Origin of the sequence: Mesorhizobium sp. M0001, from assembly GCF_040324255.1 — a bacterium.
Taxonomy (GTDB): Bacteria; Pseudomonadota; Alphaproteobacteria; order Rhizobiales; family Rhizobiaceae; genus Mesorhizobium.
Map to the genome: position 1 here is coordinate 50707 of NZ_JAMYVS010000007.1, position 22481 is coordinate 73187.

The 22481-nt window shown below is 63.9% G+C and carries 27 protein-coding genes; 16 read left to right on the plus strand and 11 right to left on the minus strand.

What is annotated here, in order from left to right; genetic code table 11:
• Positions 1–263: 263 nt before the first annotated feature.
• From NKK50_RS20030 to NKK50_RS20040, 3 genes are all read right to left on the minus strand, one after another.
• On the minus strand, positions 264–812 hold the full coding sequence (locus tag NKK50_RS20030) for a DUF1254 domain-containing protein (protein ID WP_023732034.1): 549 nt from the start codon (positions 810–812) through the stop codon (positions 264–266).
• Positions 805–1389, minus strand: coding sequence for a DUF1214 domain-containing protein (locus tag NKK50_RS20035; protein WP_023732033.1), 585 nt, complete (start codon positions 1387–1389; stop codon positions 805–807). Before NKK50_RS20035 ends, NKK50_RS20030 begins: the two co-directional genes overlap by 8 nt.
• Before the next feature lie 73 nt (positions 1390–1462).
• On the minus strand, positions 1463–3622 hold the full coding sequence (locus NKK50_RS20040; RefSeq protein WP_023684539.1) for a transglycosylase domain-containing protein: 2160 nt from the start codon (positions 3620–3622) through the stop codon (positions 1463–1465).
• 127 nt (positions 3623–3749) lie between these two features.
• Between NKK50_RS20040 and NKK50_RS20045 the strand changes: the two genes are divergently transcribed.
• A complete protein-coding gene (locus tag NKK50_RS20045; protein ID WP_023727644.1) occupies positions 3750–4055 on the plus strand; it encodes a glycine cleavage T C-terminal barrel domain-containing protein in 306 nt (101 codons plus the stop codon).
• On the plus strand, positions 4037–5590 hold the full coding sequence (locus NKK50_RS20050) for a trimethylamine methyltransferase family protein (protein WP_352543805.1): 1554 nt from the start codon (positions 4037–4039) through the stop codon (positions 5588–5590). The genes NKK50_RS20045 and NKK50_RS20050 overlap by 19 nt, the downstream gene beginning before the upstream one ends.
• A 12-nt stretch (positions 5591–5602) precedes the next feature.
• Here the strand turns inward: NKK50_RS20050 and NKK50_RS20055 are convergent, their stop codons facing one another.
• From NKK50_RS20055 to NKK50_RS20065, 3 genes are all read right to left on the minus strand, one after another.
• Positions 5603–5767 carry a hypothetical protein gene (locus NKK50_RS20055; protein WP_023687237.1) on the minus strand — a complete coding sequence of 55 codons (165 nt, stop codon included), beginning with the start codon at positions 5765–5767 and terminating at the stop codon, positions 5603–5605.
• A 133-nt stretch (positions 5768–5900) separates the two neighbouring features.
• Positions 5901–7529, minus strand: coding sequence for a chaperonin GroEL (groL, locus tag NKK50_RS20060; protein ID WP_023687238.1), 1629 nt, complete (start codon positions 7527–7529; stop codon positions 5901–5903).
• Between the two features lie 64 nt (positions 7530–7593).
• Complete coding sequence (locus tag NKK50_RS20065) at positions 7594–7956, minus strand: co-chaperone GroES (RefSeq protein WP_023834437.1); 363 nt, start codon at positions 7954–7956, stop codon at positions 7594–7596.
• 246 nt (positions 7957–8202) lie between these two features.
• Between NKK50_RS20065 and NKK50_RS20070 the strand changes: the two genes are divergently transcribed.
• The gene (locus NKK50_RS20070) at positions 8203–8466 is read left to right on the plus strand and encodes a hypothetical protein (protein WP_023670169.1); all 264 of its coding nucleotides are present in this window, start codon (positions 8203–8205) and stop codon (positions 8464–8466) included.
• On the plus strand, positions 8463–8729 hold the full coding sequence (locus tag NKK50_RS20075) for a DUF1488 family protein (RefSeq protein ID WP_023670170.1): 267 nt from the start codon (positions 8463–8465) through the stop codon (positions 8727–8729). The genes NKK50_RS20070 and NKK50_RS20075 overlap by 4 nt, the downstream gene beginning before the upstream one ends.
• A gap of 43 nt (positions 8730–8772) precedes the next feature.
• On the opposite strand, the gene NKK50_RS20080 is transcribed toward NKK50_RS20075, so the two are convergent.
• Positions 8773–8964 carry a hypothetical protein gene (locus NKK50_RS20080; protein ID WP_023670171.1) on the minus strand — a complete coding sequence of 64 codons (192 nt, stop codon included), beginning with the start codon at positions 8962–8964 and terminating at the stop codon, positions 8773–8775.
• Between the two features lie 51 nt (positions 8965–9015).
• Positions 9016–9180 (minus strand): hypothetical protein, encoded by a 165-nt coding sequence (locus NKK50_RS20085; RefSeq protein ID WP_245265722.1) that lies wholly within the window; start codon positions 9178–9180, stop codon positions 9016–9018.
• A gap of 217 nt (positions 9181–9397) precedes the next feature.
• On the opposite strand from NKK50_RS20085, the gene NKK50_RS20090 reads away from it, so the two are divergent.
• Positions 9398–9805 carry a DUF3168 domain-containing protein gene (locus NKK50_RS20090; RefSeq protein WP_023670173.1) on the plus strand — a complete coding sequence of 136 codons (408 nt, stop codon included), beginning with the start codon at positions 9398–9400 and terminating at the stop codon, positions 9803–9805.
• A gap of 6 nt (positions 9806–9811) precedes the next feature.
• Here the strand turns inward: NKK50_RS20090 and NKK50_RS20095 are convergent, their stop codons facing one another.
• Positions 9812–10198 carry an ester cyclase gene (locus NKK50_RS20095; RefSeq protein ID WP_023743734.1) on the minus strand — a complete coding sequence of 129 codons (387 nt, stop codon included), beginning with the start codon at positions 10196–10198 and terminating at the stop codon, positions 9812–9814.
• Positions 10199–10477: 279 nt separating this feature from the next.
• Here NKK50_RS20095 and NKK50_RS20100 point away from each other — a divergent pair, with 279 nt between their 5' ends.
• From NKK50_RS20100 to NKK50_RS20135, 8 genes are all read left to right on the plus strand, one after another.
• The gene (locus NKK50_RS20100; RefSeq protein WP_023670174.1) at positions 10478–10738 is read left to right on the plus strand and encodes a hypothetical protein; all 261 of its coding nucleotides are present in this window, start codon (positions 10478–10480) and stop codon (positions 10736–10738) included.
• Between the two features lie 81 nt (positions 10739–10819).
• Complete coding sequence (locus NKK50_RS20105) at positions 10820–11485, plus strand: response regulator transcription factor (RefSeq protein WP_023670175.1); 666 nt, start codon at positions 10820–10822, stop codon at positions 11483–11485.
• Positions 11469–12887 carry an ATP-binding protein gene (locus NKK50_RS20110; RefSeq protein WP_023754803.1) on the plus strand — a complete coding sequence of 473 codons (1419 nt, stop codon included), beginning with the start codon at positions 11469–11471 and terminating at the stop codon, positions 12885–12887. Before NKK50_RS20105 ends, NKK50_RS20110 begins: the two co-directional genes overlap by 17 nt.
• A gap of 174 nt (positions 12888–13061) precedes the next feature.
• On the plus strand, positions 13062–13505 hold the full coding sequence (locus tag NKK50_RS20115) for an RT0821/Lpp0805 family surface protein (RefSeq protein WP_023687241.1): 444 nt from the start codon (positions 13062–13064) through the stop codon (positions 13503–13505).
• Between the two features lie 85 nt (positions 13506–13590).
• Positions 13591–14745 carry a c-type cytochrome biogenesis protein CcmI gene (gene ccmI / locus NKK50_RS20120; protein ID WP_352543806.1) on the plus strand — a complete coding sequence of 385 codons (1155 nt, stop codon included), beginning with the start codon at positions 13591–13593 and terminating at the stop codon, positions 14743–14745.
• Between the two features lie 3 nt (positions 14746–14748).
• Entirely contained in the window at positions 14749–15192 is a 444-nt protein-coding gene (gene ccmE, locus NKK50_RS20125; protein WP_023705431.1) for a cytochrome c maturation protein CcmE, read from the plus strand.
• Positions 15192–17183 carry a heme lyase CcmF/NrfE family subunit gene (locus NKK50_RS20130; protein WP_023705430.1) on the plus strand — a complete coding sequence of 664 codons (1992 nt, stop codon included), beginning with the start codon at positions 15192–15194 and terminating at the stop codon, positions 17181–17183. Before ccmE ends, NKK50_RS20130 begins: the two co-directional genes overlap by 1 nt.
• Positions 17180–17644 (plus strand): cytochrome c-type biogenesis protein, encoded by a 465-nt coding sequence (locus NKK50_RS20135; protein ID WP_023670181.1) that lies wholly within the window; start codon positions 17180–17182, stop codon positions 17642–17644. The genes NKK50_RS20130 and NKK50_RS20135 overlap by 4 nt, the downstream gene beginning before the upstream one ends.
• On the opposite strand, the gene NKK50_RS20140 is transcribed toward NKK50_RS20135, so the two are convergent.
• Positions 17641–17949 carry a type II toxin-antitoxin system RelE/ParE family toxin gene (locus NKK50_RS20140; RefSeq protein WP_023670182.1) on the minus strand — a complete coding sequence of 103 codons (309 nt, stop codon included), beginning with the start codon at positions 17947–17949 and terminating at the stop codon, positions 17641–17643. The genes NKK50_RS20135 and NKK50_RS20140 overlap by 4 nt on opposite strands.
• On the minus strand, positions 17946–18215 hold the full coding sequence (locus NKK50_RS20145; protein ID WP_023670183.1) for a CopG family ribbon-helix-helix protein: 270 nt from the start codon (positions 18213–18215) through the stop codon (positions 17946–17948). Before NKK50_RS20145 ends, NKK50_RS20140 begins: the two co-directional genes overlap by 4 nt.
• A gap of 191 nt (positions 18216–18406) precedes the next feature.
• Here NKK50_RS20145 and NKK50_RS20150 point away from each other — a divergent pair, with 191 nt between their 5' ends.
• The 3 genes from NKK50_RS20150 (at position 18407) to NKK50_RS20160 (ending at position 22472) form a co-directional block, all read left to right on the plus strand.
• Positions 18407–19960: a Do family serine endopeptidase gene (locus tag NKK50_RS20150; RefSeq protein WP_023670184.1), complete on the plus strand. Its 1554-nt coding sequence runs from the start codon at positions 18407–18409 to the stop codon at positions 19958–19960.
• Positions 19961–20214: 254 nt separating this feature from the next.
• Complete coding sequence (locus NKK50_RS20155; protein WP_023670185.1) at positions 20215–20889, plus strand: response regulator transcription factor; 675 nt, start codon at positions 20215–20217, stop codon at positions 20887–20889.
• A 107-nt stretch (positions 20890–20996) separates the two neighbouring features.
• Positions 20997–22472 carry a sensor histidine kinase gene (locus NKK50_RS20160; protein ID WP_352543807.1) on the plus strand — a complete coding sequence of 492 codons (1476 nt, stop codon included), beginning with the start codon at positions 20997–20999 and terminating at the stop codon, positions 22470–22472.
• Positions 22473–22481: the final 9 nt, after the last annotated feature.

Sequence of the window (22481 nt, forward strand, 5' to 3'; positions counted from 1 at the left end):
ATCACATTTGGAGGCGTTGCGTTGTGCTCCGGGGCAACCGAGAGGAATACGCGAACCATGGGCATGGTACTGTCTTTCGTGCCGCGATCGGCACCAGTCAATCGAGCAGTTCAGGACACCGGTACGCCGGCGGCGGTGATCATTTTTCCCGGCGTCCGCTACGAGCATCCGCCATTGGCGGGCCAGGCGCGACCGGCGGACAAGCCGGGCACACCACGGACGCCTGTTCCGCACCACTGAGTTTGCTGGTCGTCGGGCTGAGGTCAGTAGTCCTGCAGTTCGCAGGAGCTCTGGTCCAGGAACTGCGACACAACCGGCTTCCAGCTGTCGTCAGGCACGAAGGCGCGGATGACGAAGATGCCTTCCTCGATCGGCGCCTCGACGAAGATCGCCCCTTGCAGGTCTTCGGGAAGCTCCCTGCGCACGTCGATCATCTGTGCCGGCGTCAGCACCACGGTGTCCAGCTTGTTGCCGGTCGCCGTGCGGTCGTTGAATGAATAGAAATTGTGGCCGTTGCGGTCATAGACCGACACCGACCAGAACGGCACGCTGCCCGGCGCCTTGATCCGCACCATGCCTTCGGCAAGGTCGAAGCGGCAGGCGGCGGCGTAAAACAGCGGATCCACCGACTTCACCACCGGCGCGCCGCCCGCCTCGGCATCCAGCCTGGTCATCTTGTAGAGGTCGGACGCCATCGCCAGCCGTGACCAGGCATCGCGCTCGGTAAATTCCGGCACCAGCAAAAGCACCACGATGTGGACGATGCCGGCGCCGAGCAGGCCGAGCAGGATGGCGTGCAGCAACCTACGCATTGCAGCCAGCCTTGACGATCCGGGGCAGCGACACGTCGGAAAGGCCGGTGCTTGAGGCAATCGGCGTGTCGTAGAAGGTGAGCACGAAATACATCCGGCCAAAACCTTCGGTCAGAAGCCAGTTGCCGGGGGCCGGACGGTTGCCGACGGCGATGATCACCGAATTGTCGGGCTGACGCAGCACCTGGTAGGATTGCAGCGCCGCCAGCCTCGGCTTGCCGGTGTCGACCACGCCGAGCGATTGATCCGCGGCATAGAGCGTCCAGAACCGGGCTGTGGGGAAACTGCCCTCGATCCTGTAGTCGCATTGCCGCTGAAGCTCATTGCCGGCCGCATCGCGCTCGGCGATGAAGGACAAGCCCTCGGCCTTGCCGAGCGCCAGCACGCCTTCACGCGCCACGCGCGCCTTCGAATAGGGGTCGGCATCTTGCGTGCCGATCTCGGGAAAGGCGGTCCATTCGCCGATGCTGATCGCGCCGACGCCGCTCTGCGCCTGCAGCGCATACCAGACGCTGCCGCCGCCGAGGCCGATGGCTATGGCAAGCGAAAGCAGCGTGAAAAAGGCGGTCTTGAGCATGAAGAACCGGGACGAGTGAATTATCGTTGGGGGATATAGCGGGGCAGGCCGCAGAGCAAGCAGCGCTGTGGAATCAAAGCGCCGACAGGGTCTCCGGTGTCTGCGGCGAGCCGAGCACGGGCGCGGCCTGGAACACCTTGGTCATCTCGCGCAGCGTCTGTGTCGTGCGGCTGGACAGCACCGCCGGGCGCTCGGCCGCGGCATCCGCTGCTGCCTGATCGGCATTTTTCTTCTCCGCTTCCTCGGCCTTGGCCGCGATCTCTTCGTCGACGAAGGGTTTGTCTAGGCCGGGGATCGGCTTCAGGTCGATATTCTGGTGCGCGTAGACCATCAGCCGCTGCCACACCATCGCCGGCAGCGTGCCGCCGGTCATGTTGCGGGTCGGGGTGAAGTCGTCATTGCCGAGCCAGACGGCAGCCGTGTAGTTGCCGGTGAAGCCGACGAACCAGGCGTCGCGGTAGGATTGCGTCGTCCCCGTCTTGCCAGCGACGACGATGTTGGGCAGCTGCGCGCGCCGCGCGGTGCCGATCGCCGGCACCGCAGCCAGCATGGTGTTCATGTATTTCAAAGCCTGTTCCGACAGAACCCGATGCGGCGCCGGCGCATCCTTGGCAAAGTCGTAGACGACATCGCCGGTGCGGGTGACGAGCTGGGTGATGCCGTGCCGCGAGCCGGCGAAGCCGTTCTGCGCGAACACGCTGTAGCCCGTCGCCTGGTCCATGACCGTCATGCCCGATGTGCCGAGCACCATGGTCTTGTGCGACTCCAGCGGCGATTCCACGCCGAATGATTCGGCCATCGCCTTGATCGGGCCGATGCCGAGATAGTCCTTGGCCAGCCGTACCGGCACGGTGTTGATCGATTTGGCGATCGCCGTGATCAGCGTCACATTGCCGGCCGAGCCGCCATTGTAATTGTGCGGTGACCAGCCGCCCCAGCTGATCGGCCCGCCGGAGACGACGGAGTCCGGGGTGAACCCGTGCTCCATGGCGGTGGCGTAGACGTAAGGTTTGAACGAGGAGCCGGTCTGGCGCAGCGCCTTGGTGGCGCGGTTGAACTGGCTTGCGCCATAGTCGCGGCCGCCGACAATGGCGCGTACCGCGCCATTGGTCTCGATCACTACAACGGCGCCCTCGGTGACGTTGTATTCCTTGCCGAACTGGCGGAGATGGAATTCGACGGATTCCTCCGCCGCTTTCTGGATGTTGGCGTCGAAAGTGGTGTGGGCGACCAGCGAATGCTGGCCGGGCTTGGCGATTTTCTTGACCTCATCGAAGGCCCAGTCGAGGTAATAATCCGGGCTCTTCTGCTCGCCGCGGTCGACGATCTCGGCTGGATGCAGCCTTGCCTGCAGCACCTGGCCTTCGGTCATGAAACCGGAATCGACGAGGTTCGACAGCACCACATTGGCGCGAGCACGGGCGGCGGGCAGGTTGATGTGCGGGGCGTATTTGGTCGGCGCCTTGAACAGGCCGGCCAGCATCGCCGCCTCGGCGAGGTTCAGATCCTTGACGCTCTTGCCGAAATAGAAATCCGCCGCCGCCTCGATGCCGAACGTGCCGCCGCCCATATAGGCGCGGTCGAGATAAAGCTGCAGGATCTCCTTCTTCGACAGATTGGCCTCCAGCCACAGCGACAGGAAGGCTTCCTTGATCTTGCGTTGGAAGGTCCGCTCATTCGACAGGAACAGGTTCTTGGCCAGCTGCTGGGTGATGCTGGAGCCGCCCTGGACGACGGAATTGGCCCGCACATTCTCGAAGATGGCGCGCGACAGGCCGAGCACGTCGATGCCGTAGTGCTCGAAGAAGCGCCGGTCCTCGGTCGCCAGCACTGCTTTGATGACATGGTCCGGCATCTCGTCGACAGGCACGGAATCGCGCTGGATGATGCCGCGCTGGCCAATCTCGTTGCCGTAGCGGTCGAGGAAGGTGACGGCGAAATCGCCCTGACTGCGCCAGTCGCCGGTGGTGATCTGGAAGGCCGGCATCGCGAGTGCGAGCAGCACGACGACGCCGCCGGCGCCCATCGTAAAACCTTCGCTCAGCACCTCGATGATGCCGCGTCGCCAGCCGGTGACTCGGAAGCGCCGCGAAAAAATGGTCGCCGATTCCCAGAACTGGCCGGCCTTGAAGCCGATTTCGTAGAGCGAGGAATCGATCCACGCGTCCACCGCCAGCAGTGCGGCGGCGATCGGACCTCTTCGTCTTGGACGTCGTTCTAAAGGACTGGCCATTCCCGAAACTCACCCCACCCACCTGAGAACCGCAAGCGGGCAATTTCAGGGCGGGCATACCCGGCGAAGACTATTCTTCCATTTCAGCCCGGCTCACAAGGGCAGCCAGGCCACACCGCACGGTTTGTTGAGCGCCGCCCGGATCGTGACGCTGGAGGTCGACGCCGTCGATGCCGACGCCAGTGGCTTCGAGCCAGTCTGGCACAAGGGCCGGCGCGTCGGCTTCGTCGCCTCAGCCGGCTATGGCTACACAATAGGCAAAAGCGTCGCGCTGACGTTGCTGGGCGACGAATTCGCCGGGGAGGGGACCGCGCTTTGGGTGCACATTGTCGGCGTCGAGCGGCCGGCGCGAATTATTCCGGCCTCGCCATACGACCCCGAGGGCAGGCGATGCGGCAATGAGGAGTTTTGGCCATGGTCGATGACATTATAAGGGAGACCAGGCGCGAGCGCCGGCGCGGGCACACCGGTGAGGCCGGCAGCGGGTCAAGCCGCCACCCGAACTATCGCTCGCTCAAGAACCCGTTCCTGCCGCAGCCGGTGTTTTCGGACGACCAGGTCGCGGCCATCCACGACACGGCGTTGCGCGTGCTGGAAGAGCTCGGCATCAAGGTGCTGCTGCCGGAGGCACGGGCGATCTACGCCAAAGCCGGTGCGCTGGTCGACGAGGACAGCCAGATGGTGCGCATCGGCCGCGATATTGTCACTGCGGCACTGGCCTCGGCGCCGAAATCCATCCGGGCGCTGGCGGGCAACCGTAGCCGCGATCTCATGCTGGAGCTCGGCTCGATGACGTTCCTGGCCGGAGCCGGGGCGCCCAACGTCACCGATCTCGAACGCGGACGGCGTCCGGGCACGCTCGCCGCTTTCGAAGAACTGACCAAGCTTGTTCAGAATTTCGACGTGCTGCATATGCTCGGCCCCTGGATCGAGCCGCAGGATGTCGACAACCATTTGCGCCACTATGCCGTCAACCGTGCGCAGCTGACCCTGTCGGACAAGTTCCCCTTCGTCTTCGCCCGCGGCACGCCGCAGGTCGAGGATGGGTTCGAGATGATCAGGCTGGCGCGCGGGCTCTCGCAGGACGAGTTCCTGGTCGGCGTCCATTGCTACACCGTGATCAACACCAATTCGCCGCGCCAGCTCGATATCCCGATGGCGCAAGGCATCATCGACTTCGCCAGCGCCGGCCAGGTCTCTGTCATCACGCCCTTCTGCCTGGCCGGCGCCATGGCGCCGATCACCGTCGCCGGCGCATTGACGCTGCAGCATGCCGAGGCGCTGGCTGGTCTCGCGCTGGCGCAGATGGTGCGGCCGGGCGCACCGGTGGTCTACGGATCCTTCTCCTCCAATGTCGACATGAAGTCCGGCGCACCGGCCTTCGGCACGCCCGAGCACGTCAAGGCGACGCTGGGCGCCGGCCAGCTGGCGCGCTTCACCGGCCTGCCTTGGCGGTCCGGCGGCGGCAGTGCGGCCAACATTTCCGATGTGCAGGCGGCGCACGAGACGCAGTTCGCGCTGTGGGGCTCGGTGCTTGCCGGCGCCACCGTCTGCATCCATGCCGCGGGCTGGCTGGAGGGTGGCCTCAGCGTCTCCTACGAGAAGCTGATCACCGATATCGAGGCATTGCAGACGGTTGCCGAACTCTGCGCTACGACCCCCGGCGACGAGGATTCGATCGGCTTCGAGGCGATCGCTGAAGTCCAGCCGGGCGGGCATTTCTTCTCCGCCGGCCACACCATGACGCGCTACCGCACCGCCTTCTACGAGCCGCTGGTCGCCGATTGGTCGAATTTCGGCAGCTGGACGCAGTCCGGTTCGAAGTCGGCCACCGAGCGCGCCACCGGCATCTGGAAGCGGACGCTGGCCGACTTCCAGCCGCCGGCGTCGGCCGTTGCCACATCCGATGTGCTCGACGAGTTCATTGCCCGCCGCACCGAAGAGGGCGGAGCGTTGCCGGTGTCGTGAGGTTGGCAGCCGTCACGTCGGCCGCTTGTCGCCGGTCTTCGACGGCTCGCGGCGAATCGGCCCGGCATCGGCCTGCCTGTGCTTGTCGGCGGCAATCCGGCGGATGCGATCGAAGCGGCTCTCCTCCGCCGGCTTGGTCGCGGATACAGCGTTTGGCTTCGGGGCGAATGTGATCATCTGTCGATCTCCCTGTCGTTGATGACAGTCTTGACTGACTGACGGAAATTCCTGGCTCGCCGGGGAAATGTCCCCGGCAGCCTGTTCTGATTTATGCCCGCCCAGATTCCAGCGGGCAATTTTCGGGCGATGGTCAGTAGCCGCCCATGCCGCCACCGCCGCCCGCAGGCGCCGCATCCTTGGCCGGAACGTCGGTGATCATCGCTTCGGCGGTGATCAGAAGGGCGGCGATCGAGCCGGCGTCCTGCAACGCGGTGCGCACCACTTTCGCCGGGTCGACGATGCCGGCCTTGATCATGTCGACATAGACCTCGTTCTGGGCGTCAAAGCCCTGATTCTGGTCCTTGCTGTCGGACAGCTTGCCGACGACGATCGAGCCTTCGACGCCGGAATTCTCGGCGATCTGGCGGATCGGCGCTTCAAGCGCCCTGAGCACGATCGAAATGCCTGCCGTCACATCGTCATTGGCGCCAGTCAGCCCGGCCAGCGCCGATCTGGCGCGCAGAAGCGCCACGCCACCGCCGGGCACGATGCCTTCTTCCACCGCCGCGCGCGTCGCATTCAGCGCGTCGTCGATGCGGTCCTTCTTTTCCTTCACTTCAGACTCGGTGACGCCGCCGACGCGGATCACGGCGACGCCGCCGGCGAGCTTGGCCAGCCGCTCCTGCAGCTTCTCCTTATCGTAATCGGACGTGGTCTCCTCGATCTGGCCCTTGATCTGCGCGATGCGCGCCTGGATGGTCGCCTTGGTGCCGGCGCCGTCGATGATCGTGGTGGTGTCCTTCTCGATCAGTACGCGCTTGGCGCGGCCAAGCATCTCGATGGTGACGTTTTCGAGCTTGATGCCGAGATCCTCGGAAATCATCTGGCCCGATGTCAGCACGGCGATGTCTTCCAGCATCGCCTTGCGGCGATCGCCGAAGCCCGGCGCCTTGACGGCCGCGACCTTGAGGCCGCCGCGCAGCTTGTTGACGACCAGCGTCGCCAGTGCTTCGCCTTCGACGTCTTCCGAGATGATCAGCAACGGCCTGCCGCTCTGCACCACTGCTTCGAGGATCGGCAGCATCGCCTGCAGATTGCCGAGCTTCTTCTCGTGGATGAGCACGTAAGGCTCTTCCAGTTCGACGCGCATCTTGTCGGCATTGGTGACGAAATAGGGTGAGAGATAGCCGCGGTCGAACTGCATGCCTTCGACGACGTCGAGTTCGGTGTCGGCGGTCTTGGCCTCCTCGACGGTGATGACGCCGTCATTGCCGACCTTGTCCATCGCCTTGGCGATCATGGCGCCGACGCTGGCATCGCCATTGGCGGCGATGGTGCCGACCTGCGCGATCTCGGCCGACGACTTGACCTTCTTGGCCTTCGCCTTGATGTCCTTGACCACGGCGGCGACAGCCTGGTCGATGCCACGCTTGAGGTCCATCGGGTTCATGCCCGCGGCAACCAGCTTGGCGCCTTCGCGCAGGATCGATGCGGCCAGCACCGTGGCGGTGGTGGTGCCGTCACCGGCGAGGTCGTTGGTCTTCGAAGCCACTTCGCGCACCATCTGCGCGCCCATGTTCTCGAACTTGTCAGCAAGCTCGATTTCCTTGGCCACCGTCACACCGTCCTTGGTGATGCGCGGCGCGCCATAGGCCTTGTCGATGATGACGTTGCGGCCCTTGGGGCCGAGCGTGACCTTCACCGCATTGGTGAGGATCTCGACGCCGCGCAGCATGCGGTCGCGCGCGTCGGTGGCGAATTTGATTTCCTTGGCAGACATTTTTTTCAATCCCGTTGGTGTGGTGAAGCAAGCGGCTCGCCGGAGCCTGGCAAAGCCAGGCCGGTCAGGCGGCCTTCTTGGCTTTGACGCTCTTCTCGGTGACGACCGTCCCGCTCTTGCCGATATTGGCCGTCTCGCTCTTGTCGATGACGCCCATAATGTCGGCTTCCTTCATGATCAGCAGGTCCTCGCCGTCGATCTTGACCTCGGTGCCCGACCATTTGCCGAACAGGATGAAGTCGCCGGCCTTGACGTCGAGCGGAACAAGCGCGCCGTTTTCGTCGCGTGCGCCCGGCCCAACGGCGATGACTTCGCCTTCCTGCGGCTTTTCCTTGGCATTGTCGGGAATGATGATGCCGCCCTTGGATTTGACATCGCCTTCGGCGCGCCGGATGACGACGCGGTCGTGGAGTGGCCGAAACTTCATGAGAACTTCTTTCTGGGGCCGGCATAGGCGACCGCGCCGTTCTTATAGGCGTATTGGCACTCGATAGATAGGAGTGCCAAAAATTATTCGTGGCCAAAATTAAATATTAAAAAGTATTATGATGTCTGCCGGATTCGAAACGTCGCGAGGCGCCTAGATATTTCGAAAAATTGAATTTCGAGGCCAAAGCGACTATTTATATCGTAAGTTCGATTTCACCATTTCAGGCACGAGGAGATTTAGGCGATGGCCGAAGGCAATCAGAGCATCATGGAAAAAGCTGAAGCCCGCTTCATGGACAAGCAGAAGAAGACGGCCGAGCGCAACAAGGCAACCTCCGACTACATGTCCGAAGCGAGGGCCAGGGAGATCAAGACGGCAAGGCTCAGGGAATTGCGCCTGGCCAAGGAAGAGGCCGACCGCGTCGCGGAAGCCTTGAACCCGACACCGAAGAAGAAGCGGGCTACCGTCAAGAAAGCCGCCGCCGCGCCGAAGGGGGGCACGTCATGAGCCTGACATTCCCCAATCCAAGCCGCTTCTATGACGAGGCCGGCAAGCGCATCCGCTTTGTCGGCCATGACGGCATGTTCCAGATTTCCTTCTCTGTCGCCGCCGATGCCCTCTCGAAGGCGCCATCAGGGACGGCGACCGCGGAAGCCACCTATCTGGCGGCCTTCGATACCGCGTCCAGCTCCATCCATGACATTGCCAGCAAGGCCTACGCCCGCACCCGCAAGAGCATTTATGTGCTCACAGCCGCAGATTTCGGCTAGCGCGCGTTCGTCTTGCAATCAGAGCGGCTGAGATCAGCGTGCGTCAGGACTTGCGGTCGGCTTTTGCCCGCCGCTTGACGTCCCGGCTGTTCAGGCGGTCGGCCATCGCTTCCGCATCGCGCAAATTCATGGCCACCATTACCTGTTGCTTAAGCTCGACAGGCTGCCCGGTGAAGATGTCGAAGATAGTCCAGCTCTCGGGCTCGTCCATGCGCAACGCGTAGCGGTTTGCCATATCGGCATCAGGCCCTTGACATGAAAAATGCCGCCGCCAGGATCAGGATTGTCAGGCCACCACCGACAGCTTCAAGGCCAGGCCGCCATGCATTGAAAGTATCTCGCGCATGCGCAGGGCCACGGTGCTCTTCGACAGGGCGGGTGCTGCCGCAATCGCGACCGGGGGCTTGACGCCAAGCTTTCCAAAGGCCGGCAGCAGCGGTGGCGTTCGCATGAAATGACCTCGAATTGCCGGAGAAAACAGGGCTCCTCATAACACCCTTCTTGAAACTCCCCGCATGCCAAATAGAACCCGGTCCGTGAAAGGGCCATGCCGCCCGATTCGCCGCCTTCCATCAGGCGGATCGTCATCTGGCGCAATCCGTGCAACGCGGTTAGGTTGCGCGCGAAACTGAGGTTGTTCAAAGCGTGACAGGCGAACGGAGACGACGATGACGGCGCCCGGCGATTTGCTGCAAGCCTTGTTCATGAGATTGAAGAGCGATGCCTCGCTGACGGCGCTGCTCGGCGGCGCCGGGTTGCGCGAGCAGGCGGCCGACAGTGCCGCCTTCCCTTATGTGACCTATGGCAGGACCAGCGCATTCGATCTGGACACCGGCGCCGACAATGATGACGACCAGCTCATCACGCTGCATGTCTGGTCGAAGGCGCAAGGCGAGGCCGAGACGCGTCTGATCATGGACAGCATCCGGGCGCGCCTTGACGGCGCCGCTTTCGCCACCGGCTCGCGCGACCAGACCCGCCTGTCCCTGGAGTTCGCCGAGGCCCGCTACGACGAGGACCTGGCGCTCTACCACGGGGTGCTGCGGATACGCGCTCTCACCGAGCAAAGTGATTGAAGCAACCTAGATTTGCGCCTGGATCTCGGCCTTGTCGATGACTGACCACACCTCGAGGATGCGACCCTCTCCGAATTCGTAGAAAACATTCTCAGCGAACGACACGCGCTTGCCGTTCACCGGCAGGCCGAACAGCACGCCCTTGGGATGACAGTCGAAATGCAGGCGCGCCGCCACGCGCGGCGGCTGGCAGACCAGCAGTTCGATGTTGAAGCGGAGGTCGGGTATCGCCTCGAAATCGCCTTCGAGCATACGGCGATAACCCGACAGGCCGAGCATTTCGCCATTGTGCTGCACCTCGTCGCCGACAAAGTCTCCAAGTTTCGCCCAGTCCTGGGCATTCAGGCAAGCGATATAGCCCCGGTAAAGGTCGGCAAGGTGTTTATCCGTCATGGCGCACTCCGATGATTTGACGTTTTCCCGCGCTATTTAGGGCGGTCCCAGAATGGTCTCGCCTTGACCTGTTCCCAATCTGGCTGCGAATTGAGAACCTGCGCGCAAACACCATAGCCGCGCAGCCGGTTTTCCGGTTATGAATCCATTGCCCGGTCTGAGGGACTGGGCAGTAGGATCGCATTCATTCGTTGCGCGCGCAGGGGGTATTGCGGGGATGGATTTTCACCCGTTCACCGTTCATTTCACGTTCAGCACAGTTGCGTTACAACGCCGACCATGAAAACGCTTCGCTCTCATGTCAGAACCGCGATACTGGCGCTCACAGCGGCCGGCCTGTTGGCGTCGCAAGCGACGCCGGCAGCCGCGGCGGATTGCTACGCGATCGGCCAGCAGGTTGCCGAGCAGAATGGCGGCACGCTGGCCAAGGCTTCGCAGACGACGCGTGGCGGCCAGGAGGTCTGCGTCATCGTCGTGCTTGTGCCGGGCAAGGACGGCCAGCGTCCGCGCCGCTCCGAGATCGTCGTCCCGGCGAACTGATCCAATCTTCCCCCTTGCAGGGTCGTTTCCCAGACCACCGGAATCGGCCTATAGCTGACCCATCAACAGGCCTGACCGATCATGCGCGTACTCGTCGTCGAAGATGACAAGGATCTCAACCGGCAACTGGCCGACGCGCTGGTCGATGCCGGCTATGTCGTCGACCGCTCCTATGACGGCGAGGAGGGGCATTTCCTCGGCGACACCGAGCCCTACGATGCCGTCGTGCTCGACATAGGCCTGCCGCAGATGGACGGCATCAGCGTCGTCGAGCGCTGGCGCCGCAACGGCCGCAAGATGCCGGTGCTGATCCTGACAGCGCGCGACCGCTGGAGCGACAAGGTGTCGGGCATCGATGCCGGCGCCGACGACTATGTCACCAAGCCGTTCCACATCGAGGAGGTGCTGGCCAGGGTGAGGGCGCTGATCCGCCGCGCCGCCGGCCATGCCTCGTCCGAGCTCACTTGCGGGCCGCTGCGCCTCGACACCAAGGCCTCCAAGGCCGATGTCAACGGCGTGCCGCTGAAGCTGACCTCGCATGAGTTCCGCCTGCTGGCGTATCTGATGCACCATATGGGCGAGGTGGTGTCGCGCACCGAGCTGGTCGAGCATCTCTACGACCAGGATTTCGACCGCGATTCCAACACCATCGAGGTCTTTGTCGGCCGGCTGCGCAAGAAGATGGGCATCGACATGATCGAAACCGTGCGCGGCATGGGCTATCGCATGCGTGAGCCGGAGGCGTAAGGCGGAACCGCTCCCCATACCAGCAAGGAAGCCTTTTTCGGCGCGGCTCTGGCCGCGCTCGCTGGCCTTCCGCGTCATCGGCTTTTCCACGATCTGGGCGATCCTCACCCTGATCGTCATCTTCACTCTGATCACCACGCTCTACCGCCAGGCCAGCGAGCGCGGCTTCGACAGCCTGCTGTCGGCGCATCTGTTCAATCTGATCGGCTCGGTCGGCGTTTCCGAATCCGGCCAGCTCACCGGTGCTCCCGACCTTGGCGACCTGCGCTTCTCGGAGCCGAATTCGGGCTGGTACTGGTCGGTGGAGCCGGCTTCCGAAGGTGTGCACGGCAACCTTCATTCGTCCTCGATGACCACGACGATCCCGTCGCCGACCGTCGCCGAGGTGCCGTTCAATTCGAGCTTCCAGCGCAGCTACTCCACCGACGGTATCGGCGACGAGCAGCTCGAAGTGTTCGAGAGCGAATTCGTGCTCGACGCCAAGAACCGCGCCGCGCGCTTCCGCGTGATGGGCAACAAGACCGAGCTCGAACAGGAGATCGCCACCTTCCAGGGCCGATTGCTGACCTATCTCAGCCTGTTCGGCGTCGGCATGATCGCCATCAATGCGATCGCTATCCTGCTCGGCCTCCAGCCCTTGCGCCGGGTTCGCAACGCGCTTGCCCAGGTGCGCGAAGGCACGGCGCAGCGGCTCGATGGCCGGTTTCCCGCCGAGATCGAGCCGCTCGCCAACGAAACCAATGCGCTGATCGAAAACAACAAGCGCATCGTCGAGCGCTCGCGTACGCAGGTCGGCAACCTTGCCCATTCGCTGAAGACGCCGCTCGCCGTGCTGATCAATGAGGGCCGGGCTCTCGGCGGCGCCAAGGGCCAGCTCATCGCCGACCAGGCGGCGTCGATGCAGAAACAGGTCGACCACTACCTGCAGCGGGCTCGGGTCGCCGCGCAGCGCGACAGCGTCGTCTACCGCACGCCGGTGACCCCGCTGGTGCAGCGCATGGTGCGCGTGCTGCAAAAACTCAAGCCTGATGTCAGCCTGTCGCTTACGCTGCCGGCGGCCGACATCGTCTTTGCTGGCGAGCGCGAGGATTTGGAGGAACTGGTCGGCAACCTCCTCGACAATGCGATGAAATGGGCAAGGAGCACTGTTGCCGTATCCGTCACGCCGGCCGCAGCCGGCCTGTTCGAGCTATCGATCGAGGATGACGGTCCCGGCATCCCCGAGGACAAGGCCCGCGATGTCTTGAAACGCGGCCGGCGCCTCGACGAGACAAAGCCGGGAACCGGGCTCGGACTTGCCATCGTTGCCGACCTCGTCAACGAGTATGGCGGGGCGCTGGCGCTGGAACGCTCCACGATGGGCGGGCTGAAGGCGGTTGTGCGCTTGCGGAGCTTGCAATGATGTACTGCCCAGGGCCAATCGACACGGCCGAATGCCTGTGTTATGGCGGCCCCTCGATTGCGCAAAAGCCGTTAAGAACGGCCAAATTTCCGACAAATATCAATAGTATGATGTCCTGACGCCCCCGATGACGCGGCCCCCAGCGCATCCCGTTCAAGAAAACCGGTTGTTGGCATGAAGATTCGCGTTGCGCTCGTTTCCGCACTGCTCGCTCTTTCCGGCTGCGGAACGCTGGGCAAGGGCAGTGGCCCGGATATCTCCATCACCAACCCGCCCGCGTCGCCTCCTTCAGGGGCCAAAGTCGCGACGACGATCATCTCGGCCATGGCCGGCGGGCTCGTCGGCGGATCGATCGGCAGCGGCCTGAACAGCACCGAGAAGCGCAAGGCGCTCGAGGCGGAATACAAGGCGCTCGAATATACGGCGAGCGGCCAGAAGGTGACGTGGAAGAGCGACAGTTCGGCTCATTCCGGCGAAGTCGTCGCGGCCCAGCCCTACCGCGTCGGCTCGCAGGATTGCCGCCAGTACACCCATACGGTGTTTACCGGCACGGCCGGCCAGACCGCGCGGGGCACCGCATGCCGCAACGCCGACGGCAGCTGGACGCCGCTGACCTGAAGATTGGGCCGGGGCCGGAATCCCGTCAAAGCGTCGCAGCACCCTCATGTTGTGAGAGCAGGGCTCTCGCTCTATTGGAAGAACCATGCTGTTCTGGGTCATAGCCGCACTCCTCACGCTGGGCGCAAGCCTGGCGGTGCTGCGGCCGCTGACCAGCGGCGGCAAGGGCGCTCCGACCAGCAGCGACCATGATCTCGAAGTCTATCGCGACCAATTGGCCGAGCTTGAGCGTGACGCCGCGCGCGGCCTGATTCAGCCGGCCGAAGCCGAGGAGGCGCGCACTGAGATCGCCCGCCGCATCCTTCGCCTGGGAGATGTTGGTCAAGCCAATGTCGGTCAAGCCGATGCACCTGGCGCGCGGCAGCCGTCGAGGGCGGCCAGGTTGATGGCAACATCAGCGGTGCTGGTGGTCCCGCTGCTCAGCTGGGGCCTGTACAGCCAGCTCGGCTCGCCGGATCTGCCGTCGCAGCCGCTCGCCGAACGGCTGGCCAAGAATCCGGCCGATAGTTCGGTCGACGAGTTGGTGGCGCGCGCCGAGGCCCATCTTGCCGCCAACCCTGGCGATGGACGCGGCTGGGACGTGCTCGCCCCGATCTATCTGCGCCTGCAGCGCTTTCCCGATGCCGTGACCGCCTATCGCAATGCCATCCGCCTCGATGGCGACACGGCCGCCCGCGAGGCCGGCCTCGGCGAAGCGATTGCCAATGCGGCCGGCGGCATCGTTTCGGCCGATGCGCAATCCGCTTTCGAACAGGCGCTAAAACTCGACCCGGCAAACGCGAAAGCCTCGTTCTATTTGGCGATGGCGCTGGCCCAGGAAGGCCGCATACCCGAGGCAACCGCGGCGTGGCAGAAAATGCTCGATTCCCTGCCGCAGGATTCACCATGGCGCGGAGCTGTCCAACAGGCGTTAGCCGAGGCTGCCAACCGCAGCGTCGCCTCAGGAGAGCCGGCGAAAGGCCCCGATGCCGCGGCCGTCGACGCCGCCTCGTCGATGGCGCCGCAGGACAGGCAGGCCATGATCGAAACCATGGTCGCCGGCCTCGACGAAAAATTGCGGCAAAAACCGCGCGACACGGAAGGATGGATGCGGCTCATTCGTTCCTATGTTGTGCTGGGCAAGGCCGACCAGGCGCGCGACGCGCTGCATCGCGGTATCGCCGTGTTTGGCGCCGACAGTGAGGAAGCGAAGAAATTCACCGCCTTTGCCGCCTCGCTCGGCCTGACGGCGACGGAGTAGGACATGACGCGCAAGCAGAAGCGATTGTCGGTGATTGTCGGAGGTCTTGCCTTCCTCGGCGCCGCCACCGGGCTGACCTTCTATGCGTTGGGCCAGAAGGCCTCCTATTTCTATATGCCCGCCGATCTGACCACCGCCAGCTTGCAGCCGGGACAGCGCATCAGGCTCGGCGGCCTCGTCGAAAAGGGCACAGTCGTGCGCGGGCAGGGCGCGACGGTTGCGTTCTCGGTCACCGACGCGCACAAATCGGTCAAGGTCAGCTATACCGGCATCCTGCCCGATCTGTTCCGCGAGGAGCAGGGCGTCATCACCGAAGGCAGCTTTGGCGCCGACGGCGTTTTCGTCGCCGACAGCGTGCTGGCCAAGCATGACGAGCGCTACATGCCCAAGGAAGTCGCTGACGGGCTGAAGGCCAAGGGCGTGTGGCAAGAGAGCAAGAGCCAGTAATGGTTGAGACCGGACACTTCGCGCTCGTCCTCGCCTTTGTGCTGTCGCTGGTGCAGACGCTGGTGCCGCTGATCGGCGCCCGTACCGGCAACCAGAGGCTGATGGCTGTCGGCGGTCCCGTCACGGTCACAGGCTTCGCGCTCACGGCGCTATCGTTCGCAGCACTCGCCGGCGCCTATGCAAGTTCCGATTTCTCGGTGGCGAGCGTGTGGGAAAACTCGCATTCGCTGCAGCCGCTGATCTACAAGATCACCGGAACCTGGGGCAATCACGAAGGCTCGATGCTGCTCTGGGTGCTGATCCTGACCTTCTTCGGTGCGCTGGTCGCTGTCTTCGGCTCCAACCTTCCGGCGACGCTGCGCGCCAATGTGCTGGCCGTGCAGGGGGCTATCGGCGCCACCTTCTTCCTGTTCATCCTGGCGACATCCAATCCGTTCACCCGGCTCAATCCGGCGCCGATCGAGGGCCGCGATCTCAACCCGGTCCTGCAGGATCTTGGCCTCGCCATCCATCCGCCGCTGCTCTATCTCGGCTATGTCGGGTTCTCTATCTGCTTTTCCTTCTCGGTCGCCGCCCTCATCGAAGGCCGCATCGATGCCTCCTGGGCGCGCTGGGTGCGGCCGTGGACGCTGGTCGCCTGGATGTTCCTCACCGGCGGCATCGCGATGGGCTCCTACTGGGCCTATTACGAGCTCGGCTGGGGCGGCTTCTGGTTCTGGGATCCGGTCGAAAACGCCTCCTTTATGCCGTGGCTGGCCGGCACGGCTCTTCTGCATTCGGCGATCGTCATGGAGAAGCGTTCGGCGCTCAAGATCTGGACGCTGCTGCTTGCCATCCTCACCTTCTCGCTGTCGCTGCTCGGCACCTTCCTGGTGCGCTCCGGCGTGCTGACCTCGGTGCATGCTTTCGCCACCGATCCGACCCGCGGCATCTTCATCCTGTGCATTTTGACGCTGTTCATCGGCGGCTCGCTGGCCCTGTTTGCGCTGCGCGCCTCGCGGCTGACGGCCGGCGGCCTGTTCCACCCGATCTCGCGCGAAGGCGCGCTTGTCCTCAACAATCTGTTCCTGACCACGGCCACCGCCACCGTGCTGGTCGGCACGCTCTATCCGCTCGCGGTCGAGGCGCTTTCGGCCGGCAAGATCTCGGTCGGCGCCCCCTTCTTCAACCTGACATTCGGCCCGCTGATGGTGCCGCTGCTGGTCGTGGTTCCGTTCGGGCCGCTGCTAGCCTGGAAGCGCGGCGACCTCTATGCCGTCGCTCAGCGCCTGATGGCGGCTTTCGGCGCCGCTCTCCTGGCGATGCTGGTCACGGGGCTGTTTATCGACGGCGCGTCGGTGTTCGCCGCCCTTGGTGTCGGCCTCGCCTGCTGGCTGGTCTGCGGCGCGCTCACCGACCTCGCCGTCAAGTCCGGCTTTGGCAATGTGTCGCCCGCCATCATGCTGCGCCGTTTCGCCGGCCTGCCGCGTTCGGTGTTCGGCACTGCACTTGCCCATCTCGGCCTCGGGCTGACGACGCTCGGCATTGTCGGCACGCTGTGCTTCGGCACCGAAAGGATACTGCCGATGCATGCCGGCGAGAGCGTCGAACTCTCCGGCCACACGCTGCGTTTCGACGGCCTCTTCCCGGCGCAGGGTCCGAATTACAGCGAGCAGCGCGGCCGCTTTTCCGTGATCGGCGCCGGTGGCGGCGTTTCAGCCGAGATCACCTCGGCCAAGCGCTTCTTTCCGGTGCGGCAGACGACGACGACCGAATCCGGCATCGAGACGATCGGCTTCAGCCAACTCTATCTGTCGCTGGGCGATGAGGGCACCGATGGGTCGGTCGTGGTGCGCCTGTGGTGGAAGCCGCTGGTGACGCTGATCTGGGGCGGAGCTCTGGTGATGATGGCGGGAGCCGCAATGTCGCTGCTCGACCGGCGCCTGCGGGTTGGCGCACCCTCGCGCCGCCGCAAGCAGGCAGCCTCCATGCCGTCGGCAGGCGCGCCGTGAGCACCAGGTTCTCGTTGGCCTCGCTCACCCTGCTTCTGGCGCTGCTGTTTGCCGGCGCGGCGCAAGCGGTGAAACCGGACGAGGTTCTCACCGATCCGGCGCTCGAGGCGAGGGCGCGGCTACTGTCGGAAGGCCTGCGCTGCATGGTCTGCCAGAACCAGTCCATCGACGAATCCGATGCAGACCTCGCCCGCGACCTGCGCATCCTGGTGCGCCAGCGCCTGGTTGCCGGCGATACCGACCAGCAGGTGATGGACTATATCGTGTCGCGCTACGGCGAGTTCGTGCTGTTGAAGCCGCGCTTCAGCCCGCGCAACGCCTTGCTTTGGGGCACGCCGGTGCTTCTGCTTCTAGTCGGCGGCATTTTCATTGTGCTGACCACACGCTCCCGCCGCTCGTTGGCAACCAAGGCGCTGAGCGCCGAGGAACAGGCGGCGCTGGACAAGATGCTGAGCGACTAGCTCGGCCATTCCTCCAAAGGCCAGTCCCGCGACGTGTGGATGGCGCGCAGGATAACAATGCTCTGACGGCCGGCGATCAGGCGCAATTCATAGGCAATGATGTAGGGCAGGCGGCCGATGGGCTTCTCATAAGTGCCTGTTACCCGGCCAGGTCGGCCCGTCGCCATATCACCAAGGCCCCGGCCCATTTCACGGATACGGTCCGCGAGGCGTCGGGCGGCGGCAGGATTGTCCTGAGCGATAAAGGCAACTTGCTGCGTGAGATCGTCCAGCGCCTCTCGCGACCAGGTGACGAACCGCTTCACGCCTTGCCTGCGCGCCTGGCTTTCGCTGCTTCGATCACCGCGTCGACCTCCGCCATGGCGTCGTCGTGGGGCACGACGCGGCCAGCCTCTGCGTCGGCCATGCCACGTTTTATGCCTTCGATGATATCCAGCTCGCGATCGACATAGGCTGAGACCGCCTCGGCGGCGAGGAACGATTTACTACGCCTGGTATCGGTAGCGATCTGCTCCAGCTTCAGCTTGGTCTCGGACGAGACTCGAATGGTCATGGTGGTGCTTGCTGTCATTGTGAAAGCCTTGTGCTGAGTTGTGTACACCATAGCGCAGCAGGCGAGCGCAACCAAGCGATTTGTGCGTCCGCCCAACATTACAAAACTTTCATGCTTCGGAAATGGCGCGGTAATGTGCGCCTCTCTATTTCTCTTGTCCGAGGATGCTCTGCCTGAGCCGCATCCAGTGAAAAGAGGATATGAGACCCATGACTATCGCCCCCAACCCATATTCCCGGACCCGCAAGCGCCTGTTGGCCGCCGCCGCTTCGCTGGCCATTGCCGGCGGCATCGGTTTCGGCGCCGTTGCCACTGGTACAGCTCCCGTTCTGGCCGATGCCGTGCGGGTCGAAGCGCCGCAGGTACCGGGCTTTGCCGACGTCGTCGAGCGCGTTTCGCCGGCCGTGGTCAGCGTCAAGGTCAAGGCCAAGATCGAGCCTGCCGCCGATGACGGCTCCGACCAGTCCGACGATCCGGACGGCATGAACAACCTGCCCGACAATCCGCAGCTGCGCCAGTTCTTCAAGCAATTCCGGGGCTTTGGCGATCAGAACGGCCAGGGCGGCGGCAATCGTCGCTTCAGCCACCGCGACCATAACAACGACCAGCCGCGTCCGGTAGCCCAGGGTTCGGGCTTCTTCATCTCCGATGACGGTTATCTCGTCACCAACAACCATGTCGTCGAGGAAGGCTCCGCCTTCACAGTGGTAATGAATGACGGCAAGGAGCTTGACGCCAAGCTGATCGGCACCGATCCGCGCACCGATCTGGCGGTGCTCAAGGTCGATGGCGTCGGCAAGTTCACCTATGTCGATTTCGCCGACGATTCCAAGGTTCGCGTCGGCGACTGGGTGGTGGCCGTCGGCAATCCGTTCGGCCTCGGCGGCACCGTCACCGCCGGCATCGTCTCGGCCCGTGGCCGTGATATCGGCGCCGGTCCCTACGACGACTTCATCCAGATCGACGCCTCGGTCAACCGCGGCAATTCGGGCGGCCCGACCTTCAACCTCAACGGCCAGGTCGTCGGCATCAACACCGCGATCTTCTCGCCGTCGGGCGGAAGCGTCGGCATCGCCTTCGACATTCCGGCCTCCACCGCCAAGCAGGTGGTGCAGGATCTGATGAAGAGCGGCTCGGTGCAGCGTGGCTGGCTCGGCGTCGAAATCCAGCCGGTTACATCGGACATCGCCGAATCGCTGGGCCTGAAGTCGCAGAACGGGGCTCTGGTTTCGGGCGCCCAGGACGGTGGCCCCGGCAAGAAGGCCGGCATCACCGCCGGTGACGTGATCACCCAGGTCGAAGGCAAGGACGTCGCATCGCCGAAGGAACTGGCTCGTCTGATCGGCGCGTACCCACCCGGCAAGTCGGTCGACGTCACGGTGTGGCGCGACGGCAAGAGCCAGACCATCAAGGTCGATCTCGGCACGTTGCCATCCACTGACAAGCAGGCCTCGGCCGACCCGCAGCAGCCCGCGGCACCGGCAAAGCCCGCCGCGCTGGCCGATCTCGGCCTCACCGTCACCAAGTCGGAAAACGGCAAGGGCCTGGTGGTGACCGATGTCGATCCCGACAGCGATGCCGCCGACCGCGGCATCCAGCCCGGCGATGTCATCACCTCGGTCAATTCGACGGAGGTGAACGGCACCGAAGACGTCGCCAAGGCGATGGCCGATGCGGTCAAGTCCGGCCGCAAGGCGGTGCTGATGCAGATCACCCGCGACGATTCAAACCGCTTCGTCGCGCTGCCAGTCGCCAAAGGCTGACATCACACAGTTTCCAGTGCGGCGGTTTCAACACCCCCGAGCCGCCGCACGGGAAGCAAGGGGCCGAACGCGTTAGTCAGTCATCGTGTTCTGCCCCCGGCGGCAGCGGGCCCCCATCGCCCGCTGCCGCTCTAACATCGAAGCATGTCGCCCAAAAGTGCACGGCGGTTTTTGCAAAACGACATGCTTGAACGAAAGCTTTTGCGCTTATGGCGGCCCCTCAATCTTCCGGCGAAATCGCGTATAACGGCTCTATGAAGATTCTCGTCATAGAAGACGATCGCGAGGCGGCCGACTATATGCAGAAGGCCTTTGCCGAGGCTGGGCACACCGCCCATGTCGCCGGCGACGGCGAAACCGGCTTTGCGCTGGCCGATGCCGGCGACTATGACGTGATGGTCGTCGACCGCATGATGCCACGCCGCGACGGGCTCTCCGTCATTGCCGGCCTGCGCTCGCGCGGCAACACCACGCCGGTGCTGATCCTGTCGGCGCTGGGCGAAGTCGATGACCGCGTCACCGGTCTGCGCGCCGGCGGGGACGACTATCTGACCAAGCCCTATGCCTTTTCCGAATTGCTCGCCCGCGTCGAGGTGCTGAACCGCCGCGCCAGCGCCAGGGAGGCCGAAACCGTCTACCGGGTCGGCGATCTCGAGCTTGACCGGCTGTCCCATTCGGTCAAGCGCGCGGCGCGCGAGATCACGCTACAGCCGCGCGAATTCCGCCTGCTCGAATATCTGATGCGCCATGCCGGCCAGGTGGTGACGCGCACCATGCTGCTCGAAAATGTCTGGGACTATCATTTCGATCCGCAGACCAACGTGATCGACGTTCACGTCTCGCGCCTGCGTGGCAAGATCGAGAAGGGTTTCGACAAGCCGATCCTGCATACGGTTCGCGGCGCCGGCTATATGCTGAAGAGCGGCTAGAGCATGATCCCAAAAAGTAGGTACCGGTTTTTGGAGAAGATCATGCTCCAACAAAGGGGTAGGTCATGATGAGATTTCAGCCAAATCTCATCATGAGCTAGAACTCGATGGCCCTTTCCCTGCCGGCCATCATGAGGACGACGGCGGCGCGGCTTTCAGCGCTTTATTTCCTGCTTTTCGCGCTATGTGCCGTGTTGCTGGTCTTCTACATGACGTCGTTGTCGGCCCGCATGCTGACCGGCCAGACCCAGCAGACCATCAATGACGAGGTGCTCGGCCTCGCCCGTGCCTATCAGAGCGGCGGCCTGCCGCGGCTGGTGCGCGTCGTCGAGCAGCGCTCGCGCCAGCCCGGCGCCAACCTCTATCTCATTGCCGATGTCAACGGCCAGATCCTCACCGGCAACGTGCAGAGCCTGGCACCGGGGGTGCTCGAGACCGATGGCTGGACGACCGAACCCTTCTCCTATCGCCGTTTCGGCGAAGGTGAGCTTGAACGGCAGCGCAACCAGGCTTCTGACCCGAATGGCGCGCAGCCCGGCGAGACCGAAATTCAGTCCGAGGGCGAGAAGGGCCACAACGCCATCGCGCTGGTGCTGCGGCTGCCCAACCAGATGATCATGCTGGTCGGCCGCGATCTCGGCGAGCCCGAGCGCTTCCGCGCCGTCGTCCGCCGCGCCCTGATGCTGGCGCTGGGCATGATGGGCCTGGGCGGGCTGCTGATCTGGTTCCTTGTCGGCCGCGCCGCGCTGAAGCGCATCGACAGCGTCTCGGAGGCAAGCCGCCGCATCATGGGCGGCGATCTCACGGGACGGCTGCCGGTGACCGGCGCCGGCGATGAGTTCGACCGCCTGTCGGAAAACCTCAACACCATGCTGGCCAGGATAGCGACGCTCAACGAAGGGCTGAAGCAGGTCTCCGACAACATCGCCCATGATTTGAAGACGCCGCTGACCAGACTGCGCAACCGCGCTGAGGCGACACTTTCGGGCAAGCACAAGACCACCGACTACCGGCAGGCGCTGGAAGGCACCATCGCCGAATCCGACCAGCTGATAAAAACCTTCAACGCCATCCTGATGATCTCCAGGCTGGAGGCCGGCTATTCCTCGGAGAGCACCAGCAAGGTCGATCTCGCCGCCGCGGTGCATGACGTTGTCGAGCTTTATGAGCCGGTGGCGGAGGAGGCTGGCGTGGTGCTTGAAACTGCCGCGGACGGGATTTTTTCCGTCGATGGCAACCGCGAGCTGATCGGCCAGGCACTGTCGAACATCGTCGACAACGCCATCAAATACTCGACCGATGCGACGGAAAAGCCTGCCGTGCGCGTAGCCCTGCAGCGCGTCGGTCACGAAATCCGCCTTTCCGTTTCCGACAATGGCCATGGCATCCCCGATGCCGCCGACCGCGCCAGGGCGACCGAGCGCTTCGTGCGGCTGGAAAAGAGCCGCTCCCAGCCGGGATCAGGCCTTGGTCTCAGCCTCGCCAAGGCGATCATGACTTTTCACAATGGCCGGCTTGAACTTCTGCCTGCCAATCCCGGATTGTCCGTTATCATGAGCTTCCCGGCGCGGGAGGACCATTGATGGCGGTGA